Raw genomic sequence first — 18240 nt, 5'->3', positions numbered from 1 at the left:
CTGTCAGGACGCCTTCGCGGGCAAGCCTCGCTCCTACAGTGATCGCATCCGTCCTGTAGGAGCGAGGCTTGCCCGCGAAGAGGCCCGCCCCGCTAACACAAGACCTCAAGCCTTCTGTTCAAACACCACATAAATCTTGCGGCACGCCTCCAGCACTTCCCAAGTCCCTCGGAAGCCCGCTGGAATGACAAAGCGATCACCCACCCGCAACGTCTTGCTGTTGCCATCGTTATCGCGCAGCACCGACACGCCCTGAACGATTTCGCAGTATTCATGCTCGGTGTAATTCACCAGCCACTGGCCGATTTCGCCTTCCCACACGCCGGCGCTCATCTGGCCGCACGGGCTGTTGTAGTGGTTGTACACCGCTTGCTCGGGGTCGCCCTTGAGGACTTTGGCCGAGTCTGGCCGATAGCGATCGGGCTGGGTGGCGGCCTGGCTGAAGTCGACGACGTCCTGGATGTTCATTTTGTTGTAATCCCCCGTGATTGCGGCGCGATGACTGGAAAGGCCAAAGTCTATGTTTATTAAAATGAACACCGCAAGGCCGTTTACCGACCTTGTGTCAAATATATTGAAACAACCCCGGCCACTGGTTTAGGGTGGCAGGTGCCTCGGGCCGATAGCAGGCTGGCCGGGCAGAATTCCTGACAGCACCCGCGAAAAACGCGGGGCACTCGTATTCAACAAGAGGAGGACACTCGTATGACCACCCTGACTCGTGCCGACTGGGAACAGCGGGCTCGCGACCTGAAGATCGAAGGCCGCGCCTACATCAATGGCGAATACACCGATGCCGTCTCCAGCGAGACCTTCGAGTGCATCAGCCCGGTCGATGGCCGTCTGCTGGGCAAGATTGCCAGCTGTGACGCCGCCGACGCCCAGCGCGCTGTGGAAAATGCGCGCGCCACCTTCAATTCCGGCGTGTGGTCGCGCCTGGCGCCGACCAAACGCAAAGCCACCATGATTCGTTTCGCCGGCCTGCTGAAACAGCACGCCGAAGAGCTGGCCCTGCTTGAAACCCTGGACATGGGCAAGCCGATCAGCGATTCCCTGTACATCGACGTTCCCGGCGCGGCGCAAGCCCTGAGCTGGAGCGGCGAGGCCATCGACAAGATCTACGACGAAGTTGCTGCCACTCCGCACGATCAGTTGGGTCTGGTGACCCGCGAGCCGGTTGGTGTGGTTGGCGCCATCGTGCCGTGGAACTTCCCGTTGATGATGGCGTGCTGGAAACTCGGCCCGGCGCTGTCCACCGGTAACTCGGTGATCCTTAAACCGTCGGAAAAATCGCCGCTGACTGCTATCCGCATCGCCGCGCTGGCCGTTGAAGCCGGGATCCCGAAAGGCGTGCTGAACGTGCTGCCGGGCTACGGCCACACCGTCGGCAAGGCCCTGGCTCTGCATAACGATGTGGACACTCTGGTGTTTACCGGTTCGACCAAGATTGCCAAGCAGCTGCTGATCTACTCCGGCGAATCGAACATGAAGCGCGTTTGGCTCGAAGCCGGCGGCAAGAGCCCGAACATCGTGTTCGCCGATGCCCCGGACCTGCAAGCTGCCGCCGAATCTGCCGCCAGCGCCATTGCCTTCAACCAGGGTGAAGTCTGCACCGCCGGTTCGCGTCTGCTGGTCGAGCGTTCGATCAAGGACACCTTCCTGCCGCTGGTGATCGAAGCGCTGAAAACCTGGAAACCGGGCAATCCGCTGGATCCGGCGACCAACGTCGGTGCGCTGGTGGATACCCAGCAGATGAATACCGTGCTGTCCTACATCGAATCCGGTCACACCGACGGCGCCAAACTGGTGGCCGGCGGCAAGCGCATTCTTCAGGAAACCGGTGGTACCTACGTTGAGCCGACGATTTTCGACGGCGTGAACAACGCGATGAAAATCGCCCAGGAAGAAATCTTTGGCCCGGTGTTGTCGGTCATCGCTTTCGACACCGCCGAAGAGGCCATCGCGATTGCCAACGACACGCCGTACGGCCTGGCAGCTGCGGTATGGACCAAGGACATCTCCAAGGCACACCTGACCGCCAAGGCACTGCGTGCCGGTAGCGTGTGGGTCAACCAGTACGACGGCGGCGACATGACCGCACCGTTTGGTGGTTTCAAACAGTCGGGTAATGGTCGCGACAAGTCGTTGCACGCGTTCGACAAGTACACCGAGCTGAAGGCGACCTGGATCAAGTTGTAAGTTGTTAACGGGGGGCCTGTTGTAAGGCAGGTCTCCCGAATGATGCAGATCCCCTGTGGGAGCGAGCCTGCTCGCGAAGACGGTGTCACAGTCAACATTGATGTTGAATGTACTGGCCTCTTCGCGAGCAAGCCCGCTCCCACATTTGTTTTGTGCCGTCTGAAAAATAATATCCACAGGAGCGTGGAACGTGCGTTGGGCGACTTATTTCGCCGTGTTGGCGTCTGTCTTGAGTGTCGGCCTGGCCCTGGGCGTCAGCATGCCGCTGGTGTCGTTTCGCCTGGAAAGCTGGGGTTACGGTTCGTTTGCGATTGGCGTGATGGCGGCGATGCCGGCCATTGGCGTGCTACTGGGGGCGAAGATTTCCAGCCACCTGGCGGCACGCTTCGGCACGGCCAACCTGATGCGGTTGTGCCTGTGGGGCGGGGCGGTATCCATTGGTTTGCTGGCGCTGTTGCCGAGCTATCCGATCTGGCTGGTGTTGCGGCTGATGATCGGGGTGATCCTGACCCTGGTGTTCATCCTCGGCGAAAGCTGGATCAATCAACTGGTGGTTGAGCAGTGGCGTGGGCGCTTGGTGGCGCTGTATGGCAGCAGCTATGCCTTGAGCCAACTCGGTGGGCCGTTGCTGCTGGGGGCGTTGGGCACCGAGCATGATTACGGCTTCTGGGTCGGCGTCGGCTTGCTGCTGACCGCACCGTTGCTGTTGCTCGGCCGTAGCGGCGCGCCGAGCAGTGAAGCCAGCAGCGTGACCTTCGGCGATTTATGGACCTTTTGCCGAGGCCTGCCGGCGATCGCTTGGGCGGTGTCGCTGTTCGCTGCGTTCGAAGCGATGATCCTGACCTTGTTGCCGGTGTATTGCCTGCGCCAAGGTTTCACCGCCGAGATTGCCTTGGCGATGGTGAGTACGGTGGTGGTCGGCGATGCGTTGCTACAGCTGCCCATCGGCGCTTTGGCGGATCGACTGTCACGGCGCAGTTTGTTTACCGGGTGTGCCGTGGTGCTGCTGGTTTCGAGTCTGGCGATTCCGCTGCTGATCGATACGTTGCTGATCTGGCCGCTGTGGGTGCTGTTCGGCGCGAGTGCCGGTGGCTTGTTCACCTTGTCGCTGATCCTGATCGGCGAGCGCTATCGTGACGATGCGCTGGTGCGGGCCAACGCGCATATCGCGCAGCTGTGGGGGATTGGTTGTCTGGTCGGGCCATTAGCGGCCGGGGCCGGCAGTCAGTGGATCAGCGGGCATGCATTGCCGTTGCTGATGGCAGCGGGGGCGTTGGGTTTGGTGATTCTGTTGATGCGCCAAGGAGCGTTTGGCGCAGTGGCCGAGCCGGCCTAAAACCTGTGGGAGCGGGCTTGCTCGCGAAAGCGGTGTGTCAGTCGACATCATTGTTAACTGAAAGGGCCTCTTCGCGAGCAAGCCCGCTCCCACAGGGTTACAACATCCGCTCCAATCCTACGGTGGTGCTCATCCACGCGTTAAACCGGCGCCACCAACTCCCCGGTTCCTTGGTCAATGTGTGCATCTGGCCGTTGTCCTCGGTCACCCAGACAATGTGCCCATTCTGCAGTTTCGCCTCATAACTCAGCGGTGGTGCCATGCCTTGCAAGGCCAGTTCGCGCACGTGCGCGGCCAGTTCCGGGCTGTCGACCAGGACGCCGACTTCGGTGTTCCACAGCACCGAACGCGGGTCGAAATTGAAGGAGCCGATAAAGGATTTCTGCTGATCGAAAATCATCGCCTTGCTGTGCAGGCTCGAATCCGAGCCCTGATAGGCCGAGCGCCGGAACAAGTGCGGGCCACTGCCGCTCCCCGCGCCGGGCTGACGCCGCAGTTCGAACAACTTCACGCCATGTTCCAGCAAGGCCTTGCGATACGGCGCATAACCGCCGTGCACCGCCGGCACGTCAGTGGCTTCCAGCGCGTTGGTCAGCAGACTCACCGAGACCCCGGCATCAGCACGTCCGGTGAGGTACACCAGCCCCGGTTGGCCGGGCACGAAGTAGGCGGAAATCATGATCAGTTCTTTGCTGACCCCGTTCAGTTCCGGCGCCAACTGCGTGGTCAGCAACAGTTGCGGGTCGGGTTCGCCCTTGGACAGCACCTTGCTCGGCGCGTCCCACAACGCCTGGTTCCAGGCCCAGATCAGCTCCCGGCGCCAGATGTCCAAGCGCGGGTGTTTGTCGTAAATCATCAGCTGTTGATACAGCGCGTGGTTCTGCTTGCGGGTTTCTTCCAGGGATTCTTCAAGGCGAGTGCGAGTGTTTTGCAGGTCCTTGGCAGTCGGTTTGCTGGAGAGGAATTCGTCGATCGGCTTGCTCAGGGCACTGTTCCAGTACTGGTCGAAGCTGTGCCCAAGCTGCTCGGCCACCGGTCCGACGCTGAGCATGTCGATGTCAGTGAAGTTCAGGTTGGGCTCGGCATCGAAATACTCATCGCCCAGGTTGCGTCCACCGACGATGGCCACGCTGTTGTCCGCCAGCCACAGCTTGTTGTGCATGCGCCGGTGTTGCAGCGACAGGTCGAACAAGCGGCCCATGGTCCGCGTCACGCCGGTGCTGCGGCCCAGGTGCAACGGGTTGAACAGACGAATCTGAATCTGCGGATGGGCCGCCAGGGTGGCGATAACCTGGTCGAGGCCGTCGCTGGTGGTGTCATCGAGCAGGATCCGCACCCGCACGCCGCGATCGGCAGCCTTGAGCAATTCCTCCACCAGCATTCGCGTGCTGATGCCGTCATGGACGATGTAGTACTGCAAGTCGAGGCTGGTTTGCGCGTTGCGGATCAGCTCGGCCCGGGCCATGAAGGCTTCGGTGCTGTTAGAGAGCAGGCGAAAGCCCGATTGCCCCTGATGGGGCGCGGCCTGTGCCTGGATCGAGCGGCCGAACGCCGAACTCGCCGCCGGCAATGCCTGGCTGGGCTCACGTGGGATGTCGAGGCTCGCACAGCCATTGAGCAGCAAGGCGAGCAACAGAGCGAAGGGCAGTGCCGGGCTGACTCTCAAATCGGATCGTCTCAGGTGGTTGCAAAGGCCGAAGTATGGCACGTCATGGGGATTCATCGCGTTTGCAGGATGTGACGCCTCTGGTTGTCGGACAGTTCTCCGTGAACCATCAGAAACTACCAAATCTGTAGATAAAGCCCCGTCGATTTGTCTTCTTTTCCTACATAAAAGTCCTACAAAACCCGGAATGATGGCGGGGCATTGGATGCGTTGGCAGGCTGCGGCTAATTCCTGGCGCAGCCTGGGCGTCCATGTTTCCAGCTATTTCACAGGTAAGTGATTATGAAGAAGTTGTATTGGGTAAGCGTTTTCGCTGCTGCACTGGCACCGACGGCGGTGCAGGCTGCGAGCGTCGATCTGACAGTCTCCGGCACGGTGATCCCGACCTCATGCATTCCGGCCTTTGCCGGCGGCAGCAATGTCGATCTGGGGCGAATCTTTTCCGCCACCTTGAACCCTGCCGCGCAAAACAACCTGCCGACACGGGATATCACCCTGAAGATCGCTTGCGATGCGCCGGCGGCGGTGGAAATCGCCGTCACTGACAATCGTGGCGCGACCAAGGTGCCCGGTCTCACGTTCAATGGCCGGACCAGCGATGCGCTTTACTACGGCTTGGGCAATACCCAGGGCGTCGGCATCGGTGGTTTCGGTCTGTTGACCGGTCAACCATTGACCGATGGCAATCCGCAAATGTTCCTGGTGCGCTCGCCGGACAATCCGGCATGGCGTGTTCCGGTAAGCGGATTGGTGTCCAATGCGCCGATCTCTTACTCATGGGGGCCAAACGCGTCAGCAGGCCCGGCCGCAGCACGTCTGCACACCTTCCCGATGAAAGTGGCAGCGGCCATTCGCGCCACCTCCGAGCTGCCACCGACCACCGACGAGTTCCTGCTCGATGGTTCGGTCACGTTTGACGTGTACTACCTCTGAGCCGGCGCAACCCCTGCGTCACCGTGCTCTGAACCTGCCTGATTGACGGGGTTTGCCTGGTGCGAATCTAGGGCGCGGCTTGCCTGAAAAACCGTTATCGACAGGCGTCATTGCATCACCGGGTATTGGCCGACGCTGACTTCAACAGCGTCGGTCTCTGCCTTCTGGAGCCTTTCATGTATCCCTTCAAATCTTTCAAGGCGCTTAGCGCTTTCGCTGCTGTGTGCCTGTCGTTCACGATTCCGAGTGCGCAGGCCGCTGGAATGATCCCCGAAACGCCCGTGGTGGTGGTTGACCAGGCGTTGGGCGAGGCGACCCTGAACGTCAGGAATTCCGACGACCAGCCCGCGCTACTGTACAGCTCCATCGAGCATATCGCCGAGGACGACGAGCCGTTGTTGTTGCTGAACCCGCCGGTGGCGCGGGTCGAAGCAGGCCAGAGCCAGCAAGTGCGATTCATCCTGCACAGCGCCAAACCCCTGAAAACCGAGCGGCTCAAGCGTGTGGTGCTGGAAGGCATCAAGCCCGTACACGATAGGAGTGGTGCACACGTCAGCCTGGGAATCCGGCAGAACATTCCGGTCATCCTGCGTCCGGCCAATCTTCCGGTAGATCGCATGCCCTGGAAGCGCCTGGTCTGGACGGGGGCCGGCAATCAGGTGCGGGTCAGTAATCCCAGTCCCTATGTGGTGCGGCTGGCCAGGTCGGTGAACCTGATTCCCGGAGGTGCGACGCTGGACCTGGGACGCACTTATATCCTGCCGGGGGAGGTGCTGAGCCTCCCTGCGCCGTCGATCCTGGCGACGCATGTGCGACTGTTTCCCGCGACAACCTACGGGTTTGCCGTCGGTAACTATGATGCGCCGCTGAGCTTGCAGTAGTGAGTCATGGCAGCGGTTGGAATCTGGTCGGCGGCTTTGCTCTGGTCATGTTGGCGACGGAAAATACTTGGGGCGAGGCGCTCACCGAGTTCGATCAGTCAGTGCTCAAGGCGCGTGGCATCGATCCGAAAGTTGCCGGGCATTTTGCTCGTGCGCCACGCTTTGCTGCGGGACGAAATCGCGTGGCGCTGCAGGTCAATGGCGCACCTTCGGGGCAGGTTATGGCGACATTCGATGAAGCGGGACAGTTGTGCTTCGATGCGAATCTGCTTGATCAGGCCGCGATTGCCGCGCCATCGGAGTTGCCCGCGATTGCTGACGCTGCGCAGTGCGTAAGGAGCATCGAAGGTCTGGAGGGTGCACAGGTGCAGCTCGACCCGGGCAAGCAACAAGTGAAATTGTTGGTGCCAACCGACCTGTTGCTGCCGTCAGTGCCACATCCGCGAACCTGGTCCACGGGCGGAATGGCCGGGTTGTTCAACTACGACGCGCTGCTGCTCACCAGTTCTGCTGCCGGACAATCCAGCCAGTTCCGCAGCCTCGGCACCGAACTGGGTTTCAACGCCGGCGACTGGGTGGTGCGCAGCCGACAAAACTACACCTCGTTTCAGGGCGTGGAGCGTTTCGAAACGCTGTACACCCAGGCCTCGCGTACCTGGGAGCGTTTTCAGGCCAACGTGCAACTGGGCCAACTCAACATGCATTCATCGCTGTTTGCCGGGGGAGCCTTCACCGGCTTGCAGATACTCCCGGAAATGGCCCTCGCATTGCGCAACGGCGAAGGCCTGGGCGCCGGGACGGCGGTGCAAGGGGTGGCTTATTCTCCGGCGCGGGTCGAGGTGCGCCAGAGTGGCGTGGTGATCTACACCACGCTCGTCCCCAGCGGGCCGTTTACCCTGCGCGACCTGCCGTTGCTCAGCAATCGACTGGATCTTGAAGTCAGCGTCTTCGAAGAGAACGGCGAGCAGCGTGATTTTCGCGTACCGGCGGCCAACGTACGTCCGATCAGCGTCGGCGCGTTGCCTGGCTTTGGGATTGCCGCAGGCAAGGTGCGGCGGTTTGACGGCGACGAGCGCGAGGCGCCGTCATTCTTTGCGGTGAGCAAGGACTGGCAGTGGGGAGCTGCGACTCAGTTGAGCAGCGGATTGATGGGGGCTGGTCAATACCAATCCTTGGGCTGGGGTGTGCAGCAAGCCTTGACGCGAAGTTCGGCGGTGAGTTTCCAGCAACTGAGTTCGCGTACGCCACGAAGTGGTCATGGCCGAGAGCTGCAAGCCACGCTCAGCTCGGCATTGGGCCCAGGATTGTCTGCCAGCCTGACGGCGAGTCAGCGCAGTCGAGGGTTTCGCCATTTGGCTGACACTGGATTGGAGGCGGTTGCCGATGAGTTCGGTAGTCGTTCTGAACGTCAGTGGGGCGCGTCGTTGAGCCATTCGGACCCGCGATGGGGAGCGTTTTCCGGCTCGTTGACACGCTATACCGTGGCAGGTGGGCAGGATCGTTCGCGCATCAGTACCTCGTGGTCACGGGCGTTCAGTGGGGCGAACCTGTCGTTGAGTGTGCAGCGCGACAGCGGTGATAACGCCCGTGGGACGGGTCTGTATGCCAACCTCAGCGTGCCACTTGGGCGTAACCGAAGCCTTAGTACTTACGCGCGCCACGATCAGCGAAGCGGGCTGCGTAGCGGCGCTCGCTACACCGAACAGCTCAGCGACACCTTGGGCTACAGCCTCGGCGCAGACCGTTCTGACAGTGGCCAGACCGATTTCAACGGGCGCCTCAATGCCTTGCCCCGTTACACCAGCGTTGATCTTGGTTATTCACGCAGCGGTGCCGGCGCCAGCAGTTACGACCTCACCCTGCGCGGCGGCGTGGCGATCCATGAAAAAGGGCTGACGGCATCGCCTTATCCGTTGCGTGATACTTTCGGCCTGCTCAAGGTGGGCGAGGCGGCCGGGGTCAAGGTCAGCACACCCCAAGGTCCGGTCTGGACCGATGGCGGTGGGCGAGCAGTGGCGGCGAGCCTGCCGGCCTACCAGACCAGCCGGATCGAAATCGACACCGTCAGCCTGCCGCGCCACCTCGACGTGCTCAATGGTTATCAGGAAGTCGAAGCCGGACGCGGCGCAGTGCTGCGACTCGATTTCAGCGTGGGCTCGGTGCGCCGCTTGATGCTGCATGTGCGCACGGCCGAGGGCGATTGGGTGCCCAAGGGCGCTTCGGTACATGACTCTCAGGGCGAGTACCTGACCAGCGTGGTAGACGCCGGCCTGGTGTACCTGGCCGATGCGCCTGACGACGTTCGACTGCAGGTGATGCTCCCGGAAAGCCGGCCTTGTCAGCTTGAACTCGACGCTACCCGGCTGCCTGAATCGTCCCTGCCTTACGCCACCGCCGAGGTGGTTTGTCGGGCGGGTTAGCGGTCGCTTTCCGTCTCTGCCAACAGTTTGATCGCCGCCGCGCCGACCTTGCGCACCGCCTCTTCAATTTGTGCCGTCGGCTTGGCGGAGTAATTCATCCGCAGGCAATTACGATACTTGCCCGAGGCCGAAAAAATGCTGCCGACGGCAATCTGTACGCCCTGGTCGTGCAGCGCACGATTCAGTTTCAAGGTATCGAAGCCTTCCGGTAGTTCGACCCACAGCATGAAACTGCCCTGAGGACGACTGGCGCGGGTGCCGGCCGGGAAGTAGCGCGTTACCCAATCAATCATCATGTCGCGATTGCGCTGGTATTGGCTGCGCATCCGCCGCAAATGCGGTTCGAAGTGGCCGCCCTTGAGGAAGTCGGCGATGGCGATCTGCGCTTGCGGTGCGGTGGAGCCGGTGCTGATGTATTTCATGTGCAGCACCCGTTCCAGGTAGCGGCCCGGCGCTACCCAACCAATACGCAATCCCGGCGCCAGGGTCTTGGAAAAGGAGCTGCAGAGCAGCACGCGGCCGTCTTCGTCGAAGGATTTGATCGTGCGCGGACGCGGGTAGGTGTAGGCCAGTTCACCATACACATCGTCCTCGATGATCGCCACGTCGAAGCGCTGTGCCAGGTTCAACAATGCGCGTTTGCGCGCCTCCGGCATGATGTAGCCCAGCGGGTTGTTGCAGTTGGGGGTCAACTGTATGGCCTTGATCGGCCATTGTTCCAAGGCCAGTTCCAGCGCATCGAGACTGATCCCGGTGAGCGGGTCGGTGGGGATTTCCAGGGCTTTCATGCCCAGGCCCTTGAGGGTCTGCATGGCGCCGTGAAAGCTCGGCGAATCCACGGCGACGATGTCACCGGGTGCGCAGATGGAGCGGATGCTGGTGGACAGCGCTTCGTGACAACCGGTGGTCACCACCAGCTCGGAGGCGCTCAACTGGCAGCCGGAATCGAGCATCAGCCGGGCGATCTGTTCGCGCAGTTCGAGGTTGCCGTGGATGTTGTCGTAATACAGGCCGGGCATGTCCTGGCGCCGACTGATCTGCGCCAGCCCGCGCAGCAGTGGTTTCATGGTCGGCGTGGTGATGTCCGGCATGCCGCGGCCCAGTTGCACCACGTCTTTGCGCGGCACGGCGCGAATCAACTCCAGCACCTGATCCCACTGGGAAATATCCACCGGGCGCTGCGCCGGACGGCCGACGGCGGGCAGTTCCGGCAACTCGCGGCTGACCGGCACGAAGTAGCCGGATTTCGGTTTCGGCGTGGCCAGACCGCTGTCTTCCAGCACGCGGTAAGCCTGCTGCACCGTGCTCAGGCTGACCCCGTGTTCAACGCTCAACGCCCGCACCGACGGCAGCCGGTCGCCTGGGCGATAGAAGCCCTGTTCGATACGCGTGCCGAGCAATTCAGCGAGATTGACGTAAAGGGTCATGACACTGCCTCGGTGCAGGTGATTCGGTTAACCGGTACAGATGGGGCAGAAATACAGGATTCAGAGCTTTTGGCGGCCAATCTGTATGGAAATAATACATTCTGTTTGGATCTGTAATGCTTTTCGGCGTCCGCGCATGATGAAACCTCTGGCTACCCAAGTAAACAGGAGCAATCAAAATGAACGGCTTGAGCGATGTGCGGCTGACGTTACACAGTCAGGAACTGGCAGCAGGGCAGAACCACGGCACCCGTGAGGCGCGCATGCGTAACGCGCCGTCCTGCCTGAATCGCTGGGATCTGTTCTGGCATCGTCTGCACACGCGCAAGGCGTTGCTGAACCTGACCCCGGAGCAGTTGCGGGATGTGGGGTTGAGTCGGGAGGAAGCGCTGGAGGAGGGGCTTAAGCCTTTCTGGCGGATCTGAAGTCTGTGGTGTTCTTTAGGTCCATTCGCGGGCAAGCCTCGCTCCTACAGGTTATGCGCTGGATACCTGTAGGAGCGAGGCTTGCCCGCGAAGGCGTCCCCACAGACGCCAAAAATCCTTCAAACCAACTCTTTAAGCCTATGCCACAACATCCCCAGCGCCAACAACGGCGAACGCAAATGCCGGCCACCGGGGAAGGTGATGTGTGGCACCTGCGCAAACAGATCGAACCCGCCACTGTGCTGCCCACTGATCGCCTCGGCCAACAACTTGCCAGCCAGGTGCGTGGCATTCACCCCGTGACCTGAATATGCCTGGGCGTAATACACATTCGGCTGGTCCTTGAGCCGACCAATCTGCGGCAAGCGGTTGGCGCCGATGCCGATCATGCCGCCCCATTGGTAGTCGATGTTCACCCCGGCCAGTTGCGGGAACACCTCCAGCATCTTCGGCCGCATATACGCGGCGATGTCTTTCGGGTCCCGGCCTGAATAGTGGCAGGCGCCCCCGAACAGCAAGCGCCGATCCGCCGAGAGTCGGTAGTAATCCAGGGCCACGCGCTGGTCGCAGACCGCCATGTTCTGCGGCAATAGGGCGTGGGCCTGTTCTTCGCTCAACGGCTCGGTAGCGACGATGTAACTGCCAGCGGGCAGCACTTTGCCGCTGAGTTCGGGGTTGAGGTTATTGAGATAGGCGTTGCAACCCAGCACCAGGGTCTTGGCGCGGACCATGCCCTGGGCGGTATGGACCTTAACTTCGGTGCCGTAATCGATGCGGGTGACCGCCGACTGTTCGAACAGCTTCACGCCCAATTGCTGCGCGGCGGCCGCTTCGCCGAGCGCCAGATTCAGCGGATGCAAATGCCCGGAACCCATGTCGATCAAGCCACCGACGTAACGATCGGAGCCGACCACCGAATGCATTTCGTTGGCTTGCAGCAGGCGGGTTTCGTAGCGATAACCGAGGCTGCGCAGTTCTTCGGCGTCTTCGGCAAAACCTTCGAGATCGCGAGGTTTGTTGGCGAGGTCGCAATAACCCCACGTCAGGTCGCAGGGGATCTGAAAACGCTCAACTCGCTGTCGGACGATTTCCACCGCTTCCAGGCCCATGAGTTTCATCTGACGCACGCCGTCGGCACCGATGACATTGGCGAACTGATCGAGGCCATGGCCAACGCCGCGAATCAATTGCCCGCCATTGCGCCCGCTGGCGCCCCAACCAATCTTGTGTGCTTCCAGCAGCACCACGCTGAGGCCGCGCTCCGCCAATTCAAGCGCCGTGTTCAACCCGGAAAACCCGCCGCCAACCACGCATACGTCCGCGATCAATTCGCCCTGGAGCACCGGGTGATCGGGCTGCGGCAGGCTGCTGGCGGCGTAGTAAGAGTCGGTGTGCCGGGCAGGGGCATTCATGCGTGAGTTCCTGATTCTGGTGTTTGAAAAAGTTGACGGAGCATAAGCCGGACGTTCCGGCGCGGGCAACATTGGTCGGGCGGCGCTGTCTGGATTGGGGCTTTTGCGTCAGAATCGCGCTCTATTCCGCTTTTGGTCACCGCTTCGATGAGCTGCAACAGTCAGAAAATTCGCACCCTGCGGCAGCAGATTCCCTCGTTCGAGTGCGTGCCCGGCTGCCATGACTGCTGCGGTCCGGTGACGACTTCACCGGAAGAAATGTCGCGCCTGCCGCGCAAGACCCGCGCCGAGCAGGATGCGGCGATGGACGAGCTCAATTGCGTACACCTGGGGCCCAACGGTTGCACTGTGTATGACGAGAGGCCGTTGATCTGCCGGTTGTTCGGCACCACCAAAACCTTGCCATGCCCCAATGGGCGCGGGCCGGTGGAGCTGATTCATCCGCGTGTGGAGAAGCAGATTCATGAGTACATGGCCTCGACGCGGCAGGTGTTGGTTTAAATCCGGTATTCATTCAGTTGGACCGAGTCGCCCCCTTCGCGAGCAAGCCCGCTCCCACAGGGGAACGCATTCCAATGTGGGAGCGGGCTTGCTCGCGAAGACGTCCGTCCAGGCACCGCTGAACTCAATCCGGAATCGGCAGACTCAAGCTCTCTTTCACTTCTTCCATCACGATATAGCTCTTGGATTCGCGCACATGCGGCAGTTTGAGCAGGATATCGCCGAGCAATTTGCGATACGAAGCCATCTCGGAAATCCTCGCCTTCACCAGATAATCGAAATCCCCTGACACCAGATGGCACTCCAGCACGTGGGGCAGTTTCAGCACCGCGCGTCGGAACTCTTCAAAAGTATCGCCGGATTTGTAGTCGAGACTGATCTCGACGAACACCAGCAGACTACCCTTGAGATGCTGCGGGTTGAGCCGGGCGTTGTAGCCCATGATGATCCCTTCGCGTTCCAGGCGCCGGACCCGCTCAGTGCAAGGCGTGGTCGACAGACCGACCTTTTCCCCCAGCTCGGTGAAGGAGATGCGCCCGTCCGCTTGCAGGATCCGCAGGATGTTGCGGTCGATCTTGTCCAGCTCACGTTTGGTCTGAGTGTTGGTACGCATAGGGGATGCGCCTCCGTGAAAAGGGTTTTTGCCGAGAATTGTCGCCAAATATAGGCACTTATATAGTGAAATGCACTGGCTAATCTTTTTTAAACTGCCCACATCTTCGGTCTGCACAACACACGTCAGCGGTAAGCCGCGATGAGGGATATGAAAATGCGCGTTATGGTCTTGGGTAGCGGCGTCATCGGTACCGCCAGTGCTTACTATCTGGCGCGTGCCGGGTTTGAAGTGGTGGTCGTGGACCGGCAGCCGGCTGCGGCCATGGAGACCAGTTTCGCCAACGCCGGGCAGGTATCGCCGGGCTATGCCTCACCGTGGGCCGCGCCGGGTGTGCCGCTCAAGGCCATCAAGTGGCTGCTGCAACGCCACGCGCCGTTGGCGATCAAGGCTACTGCCGACATCGACCAATACCTGTGGATGGCGCAGATGCTGCGCAACTGCACCGCCAACCGCTACGCCGTGAACAAAGAGCGCATGGTCCGTCTGTCCGAGTACAGCCGTGACTGCCTCGACGAATTGCGCGCCGAAACCGGGATTGCCTACGAAGGCCGCAGCCTCGGTACTACACAGCTGTTCCGCACCCAAGCCCAACTCGATGGCGCCGCGAAAGACATCGCTGTGCTGAAAGAGTCCGGTGTGCCGTTCGAACTGCTCGACCGCGCCGGCATTGCCCGGGTTGAACCGGCCTTGGCCGCTGTCACCGACATCCTCGCCGGTGCCCTGCGCCTGCCGAACGACCAGACCGGCGACTGCCAGATCTTCACCACTCGCCTGGCCGAAATGGCCGTGAAACTGGGTGTGGAATTCCGTTACGGCCAGGACATCCAGAAACTCGACTTCGCCGGTGATCGCATCAACGGCGTGTGGATCGACGGCAAACTGGAAACCGCTGACCGTTACGTCCTGGCACTCGGCAGCTACTCGCCGCAATTGCTCAAGCCGCTGGGCATCAAGGCCCCGGTGTATCCGCTCAAGGGTTACTCCCTGACCGTGCCGATCACCAACCCGGCGATGGCCCCGACCTCGACCATTCTCGACGAGACCTACAAGGTCGCGATCACCCGTTTCGACAACCGCATCCGCGTCGGCGGCATGGCTGAAATAGCCGGTTTTGACCTGTCGCTGAACCCGCGTCGACGCGAAACCCTGGAGATGATCGTCAACGACCTTTATCCTCAGGGCGGCGATCTGGCCCAGGCAAGTTTCTGGACCGGTCTGCGTCCGACCACTCCGGACGGCACGCCGATCGTTGGCGCAACCAAATTCAGCAACCTGTTCTTGAACACTGGCCACGGCACGCTCGGTTGGACCATGGCTTGTGGTTCCGGTCGCTTGCTGGCTGACCTGATGGCGAAGAAAACTCCGCAGATCAGCGCCGAAGGCCTCGATATTTCCCGTTATGGCCGCAAAATCCAGGAGTCCGCAAAACATGGCAATCCAGCGCCAGCTCACCAATGAGCGCATGAGTCAGATCGTCGCTCACAACGGAACGGTGTATCTGGCAGGGCAGGTCGGCGATGACATGAGCGCCGGGATTGAACAGCAGACCCGTGAAACCCTCGCCAACATCGAGCGTTTGCTCGATCTGGCCGGCACCGACAAGCACCACTTGCTGTCGGTGACGATTTACCTGAAAGACATCGACGCGCATTTCGAAGGCATGAATGCGGTCTGGGACAAGTGGCTGCCAAAAGGCGTCGCGCCAGCCCGTGCCACCGTCGAGTCGAAGTTGTGCGAACCGGAAATCCTGGTTGAGTTGTCGGTAGTTGCCGCGCTGCCGTAAAGCGCCGCAACGACCTGTTGGAAACGATCCCTCTCCCGGTGCTGCTGGCGGTTCACGCCGTCAGCCAGCGCCGGTTTTTTATTCCCATGACCGCCTAGAAGTCTGCCGCCATGCGTCCTGCCCGTGCCCTGATTGACCTTCAAGCCCTGCGTCACAACTACCAAGTCGCCCGTGAACTCACGGCGGGGGCCAAGGCCCTTGCGGTGATCAAGGCTGATGCCTATGGCCATGGCGCGGTGCGTTGCGCCCAGGCGCTGGAAGCCGAGGCGGACGGGTTTGCAGTGGCCTGCATCGAAGAGGCCTTGGAGCTGCGCGCCGCAGGCATTCGGGCGCCGGTGTTGTTGCTGGAAGGTTTTTTCGAAGCCGATGAGCTGTCGCTGATCGTCGAGCATGACTTCTGGTGCGTGGTGCATTCGTTGTGGCAACTCGAAGCGATCGAGAAGGCCACGCTGAGCAAACCGATCACGGTCTGGCTCAAGCTCGATTCCGGTATGCACCGGGTTGGCTTGCATCCGAAGGATTATCAGGCGGCCTATCAACGGCTGCTGGCCAGCGGCAAAGTGGCGAAAATTGTCTTGATGAGCCACTTCGCCCGGGCCGATGAGCTGCACGAGCAGGCCAGCGCCGAGCAGGTGGCGGTGTTCGAAGCGGCGCGCCAGGGCTTGGCCGCCGAGGTCAGCCTGCGCAACTCGCCAGCGGTGCTCGGTTGGCCGCAGATCCCGAGCGATTGGGTGCGCCCGGGCATCATGCTCTACGGCGCCACGCCTTTCGAAGAAGCCAACGCCGTGGCCTCGCGCCTGCAACCGGTGATGACCCTCGAATCGAAAGTGATTTGCGTGCGCGAACTGCCGGCCGGCGAACCCGTCGGCTATGGCGCGAAGTTCATCACCCAAAAGCCGATGCGCATTGGCGTGGTGGCGATGGGTTATGCCGATGGCTATCCGCGTCACGCGCCGACCGGTACGCCAGTGATGGTCGCCGGTCAGCGCAGCCAATTGCTCGGCCGGGTATCGATGGACATGCTCTGCATCGACCTGACCGATGTGCCGCAAGCCGGCCTCGGTTCGACCGTCGAGTTATGGGGCAAAAACGTGCTGGCCAGCGAAGTGGCCATGGCTGCGGACACGATTCCTTACCAGATCTTCTGCAACCTGCGCCGGGTGCCGCTGCTCTATTCCGGGGCTTGACCCGAAACACCGCGTGCCGGAAGTCGCCTCGCTGAACAGGATTCAGGCCAAAGTGTTGTAAATACTGAACGCTGTCGCCATGATAACGCTCAATATTCCTACAACCTGAATCCCTGGAGGCTCCAGCATTGGACGTCGGTGAACGACTGCAATCCATCCGTAAGCTCAAAGGTCTTTCGCAGCGTGAACTCGCCAAGCGCGCGGGCGTCACCAACAGCACCATTTCGATGATCGAGAAGAACAGCGTCAGCCCCTCGATCAGTTCGCTGCGCAAGGTTCTGGGCGGGATTCCCATGTCCATGGTCGAGTTCTTTTCCGAAGAGATCCTGCAGGAAAAACCGACTCAGATCGTCTACAAAGCCAACGAGCTCATCGATATTTCCGATGGTGCCGTGACCATGAAACTGGTCGGCCGGGCGCACCCGAGCCGGGCCATCGCATTCCTCAATGAAATCTACCCGCCAGGCGCCGATACCGGTGACGAGATGCTCACCCATGAGGGCGAGGAAACCGGGATTTTGGTCGAGGGGCGACTGGAGTTGGTGGTCGGCGCAGAAACTTTTGTGCTCGAAGCCGGCGACAGCTACTACTTTGAAAGTACCAAGCCGCACCGTTTCCGGAATCCGTTCGACGCACCGGCGCGACTAATCAGCGCAGCCACGCCGGCGAATTTCTAAGAAAAGAGGCGTCCTGCCAGTACCGCCGAGGCGCCCGAGCTGTTTTCCACCGCACAACAAGACCCCTTCGACTTTGGGGTTGTTTCAGTGTGGCGGGCTTGCCGTTATACTTGCGCCCGCCTGCGAACCGTGGCCGCGGGCGTGAATAGCCACCATTGAGGGTGAACGCGTGAACCTAATTATGAAAATGCTGGCTGCACCAGCAACTGTATTGGCCCTTTGGGCTGTGAGCGCACAAGCTGCGACGAACGACGACATTGCCAAACGCCTTGAGCCAGTCGGCCAGGTTTGTGTAACGGGTCAAGAATGCAAAGGGATGGAAGTCGCTGCCGCTACCGCCGGCGGTGGTGCCAAGGCGCCTAAAGATGTTATTGCAAAACATTGCAACGCTTGCCATGGCACCGGCCTGCTAGGCGCGCCAAAAATCGGCGACAAAGCCGCCTGGAAAGAGCGCGCCGATCATCAGGGCGGCCTCGACGGCATCCTGGCCAAAGCCATTACCGGTATCAATTCCATGCCGCCAAAAGGCACCTGTGCCGATTGCTCGGATGACGAGCTGAAGGGCGCCATCAAAGAGATGTCCGGCCTGTAACCTGCCTGCATCTATCGCGAAAAAGCCGCTTGCGAGCGGCTTTTTTGTGTCTGCTGTTCCCCGTAGGAGCTGCCGCAGGCTGCGATCTTTTGATCTTGTTTCAGCAATCAACATCAAAAGATCGCAGCCTGCGGCAGCTCCTACATTGGTTTTGGTGTTGGCCGATCAGCTTTTTTGTGGCCAAT

17 protein-coding genes are annotated in these 18240 nt (G+C 60.8%); 12 read left to right on the top strand and 5 right to left on the bottom strand.

The window, feature by feature from the left end; all coding sequences use genetic code 11:
- Positions 1 to 105 precede the first annotated feature (105 nt).
- Positions 106 to 468, bottom strand: a complete 363-nt coding sequence (locus tag LOY68_RS31030; protein ID WP_054048465.1) for a cupin domain-containing protein — start codon at positions 466 to 468, stop codon at positions 106 to 108.
- Between the two features lie 237 nt (positions 469 to 705).
- Here LOY68_RS31030 and LOY68_RS31025 point away from each other — a divergent pair, with 237 nt between their 5' ends.
- The gene (locus tag LOY68_RS31025) at positions 706 to 2199 is read left to right on the top strand and encodes an aldehyde dehydrogenase (protein WP_054048467.1); all 1494 of its coding nucleotides are present in this window, start codon (positions 706 to 708) and stop codon (positions 2197 to 2199) included.
- Positions 2200 to 2389: 190 nt separating this feature from the next.
- Entirely contained in the window at positions 2390 to 3535 is a 1146-nt protein-coding gene (locus tag LOY68_RS31020) for an MFS transporter (RefSeq protein WP_163910650.1), read from the top strand.
- 97 nt (positions 3536 to 3632) lie between these two features.
- Here LOY68_RS31020 and LOY68_RS31015 read toward each other — a convergent pair whose 3' ends face one another.
- A complete protein-coding gene (locus tag LOY68_RS31015) occupies positions 3633 to 5201 on the bottom strand; it encodes a phospholipase D family protein (protein ID WP_265041703.1) in 1569 nt (522 codons plus the stop codon).
- 282 nt (positions 5202 to 5483) lie between these two features.
- Here LOY68_RS31015 and LOY68_RS31010 point away from each other — a divergent pair, with 282 nt between their 5' ends.
- The 3 genes from LOY68_RS31010 (at position 5484) to LOY68_RS31000 (ending at position 9435) form a co-directional block, all read left to right on the top strand.
- Complete coding sequence (locus tag LOY68_RS31010) at positions 5484 to 6134, top strand: DUF1120 domain-containing protein (RefSeq protein WP_133835401.1); 651 nt, start codon at positions 5484 to 5486, stop codon at positions 6132 to 6134.
- Between the two features lie 176 nt (positions 6135 to 6310).
- Entirely contained in the window at positions 6311 to 7015 is a 705-nt protein-coding gene (locus LOY68_RS31005) for a fimbria/pilus chaperone family protein (RefSeq protein ID WP_265041700.1), read from the top strand.
- Positions 7015 to 9435 (top strand): fimbria/pilus outer membrane usher protein, encoded by a 2421-nt coding sequence (locus LOY68_RS31000; protein WP_265041699.1) that lies wholly within the window; start codon positions 7015 to 7017, stop codon positions 9433 to 9435. Before LOY68_RS31005 ends, LOY68_RS31000 begins: the two co-directional genes overlap by 1 nt.
- Here LOY68_RS31000 and LOY68_RS30995 read toward each other — a convergent pair.
- A complete protein-coding gene (locus LOY68_RS30995; protein ID WP_265041698.1) occupies positions 9432 to 10862 on the bottom strand; it encodes a PLP-dependent aminotransferase family protein in 1431 nt (476 codons plus the stop codon). The genes LOY68_RS31000 and LOY68_RS30995 overlap by 4 nt on opposite strands.
- A 179-nt stretch (positions 10863 to 11041) precedes the next feature.
- On the opposite strand from LOY68_RS30995, the gene LOY68_RS30990 reads away from it, so the two are divergent.
- Positions 11042 to 11287: a DUF1127 domain-containing protein gene (locus LOY68_RS30990; RefSeq protein WP_265041696.1), complete on the top strand. Its 246-nt coding sequence runs from the start codon at positions 11042 to 11044 to the stop codon at positions 11285 to 11287.
- Between the two features lie 119 nt (positions 11288 to 11406).
- Here the strand turns inward: LOY68_RS30990 and LOY68_RS30985 are convergent, their stop codons facing one another.
- The gene (locus LOY68_RS30985; RefSeq protein ID WP_265041694.1) at positions 11407 to 12699 is read right to left on the bottom strand and encodes an NAD(P)/FAD-dependent oxidoreductase; all 1293 of its coding nucleotides are present in this window, start codon (positions 12697 to 12699) and stop codon (positions 11407 to 11409) included.
- 147 nt (positions 12700 to 12846) lie between these two features.
- Here LOY68_RS30985 and LOY68_RS30980 point away from each other — a divergent pair, with 147 nt between their 5' ends.
- On the top strand, positions 12847 to 13200 hold the full coding sequence (locus LOY68_RS30980; protein WP_007947437.1) for a YkgJ family cysteine cluster protein: 354 nt from the start codon (positions 12847 to 12849) through the stop codon (positions 13198 to 13200).
- A gap of 124 nt (positions 13201 to 13324) precedes the next feature.
- On the opposite strand, the gene LOY68_RS30975 is transcribed toward LOY68_RS30980, so the two are convergent.
- Positions 13325 to 13813, bottom strand: a complete 489-nt coding sequence (locus LOY68_RS30975) for an Lrp/AsnC ligand binding domain-containing protein (protein ID WP_003177284.1) — start codon at positions 13811 to 13813, stop codon at positions 13325 to 13327.
- Between the two features lie 156 nt (positions 13814 to 13969).
- On the opposite strand from LOY68_RS30975, the gene dadA reads away from it, so the two are divergent.
- The 5 genes from dadA to LOY68_RS30950 all read left to right on the top strand — a co-directional run bounded on the left by dadA (position 13970) and on the right by LOY68_RS30950 (position 18055).
- Positions 13970 to 15274: a D-amino acid dehydrogenase gene (gene dadA / locus LOY68_RS30970; protein ID WP_054048753.1), complete on the top strand. Its 1305-nt coding sequence runs from the start codon at positions 13970 to 13972 to the stop codon at positions 15272 to 15274.
- Positions 15246 to 15599: a RidA family protein gene (locus tag LOY68_RS30965; RefSeq protein WP_054048481.1), complete on the top strand. Its 354-nt coding sequence runs from the start codon at positions 15246 to 15248 to the stop codon at positions 15597 to 15599. The genes dadA and LOY68_RS30965 overlap by 29 nt, the downstream gene beginning before the upstream one ends.
- A 110-nt stretch (positions 15600 to 15709) precedes the next feature.
- On the top strand, positions 15710 to 16786 hold the full coding sequence (gene alr, locus LOY68_RS30960; protein WP_265041677.1) for an alanine racemase: 1077 nt from the start codon (positions 15710 to 15712) through the stop codon (positions 16784 to 16786).
- A 128-nt stretch (positions 16787 to 16914) separates the two neighbouring features.
- Positions 16915 to 17463, top strand: a complete 549-nt coding sequence (locus LOY68_RS30955; RefSeq protein ID WP_047226150.1) for a cupin domain-containing protein — start codon at positions 16915 to 16917, stop codon at positions 17461 to 17463.
- Positions 17464 to 17644: 181 nt separating this feature from the next.
- Positions 17645 to 18055, top strand: a complete 411-nt coding sequence (locus tag LOY68_RS30950) for a c-type cytochrome (protein ID WP_306660420.1) — start codon at positions 17645 to 17647, stop codon at positions 18053 to 18055.
- Positions 18056 to 18240: the final 185 nt, after the last annotated feature.

This window comes from Pseudomonas sp. B21-053, assembly GCF_026016365.1.
Classification (GTDB): Bacteria; Pseudomonadota; Gammaproteobacteria; order Pseudomonadales; family Pseudomonadaceae; genus Aquipseudomonas; species Aquipseudomonas nunensis.
This window is presented reverse-complemented; position numbering and strand designations above follow the sequence as displayed.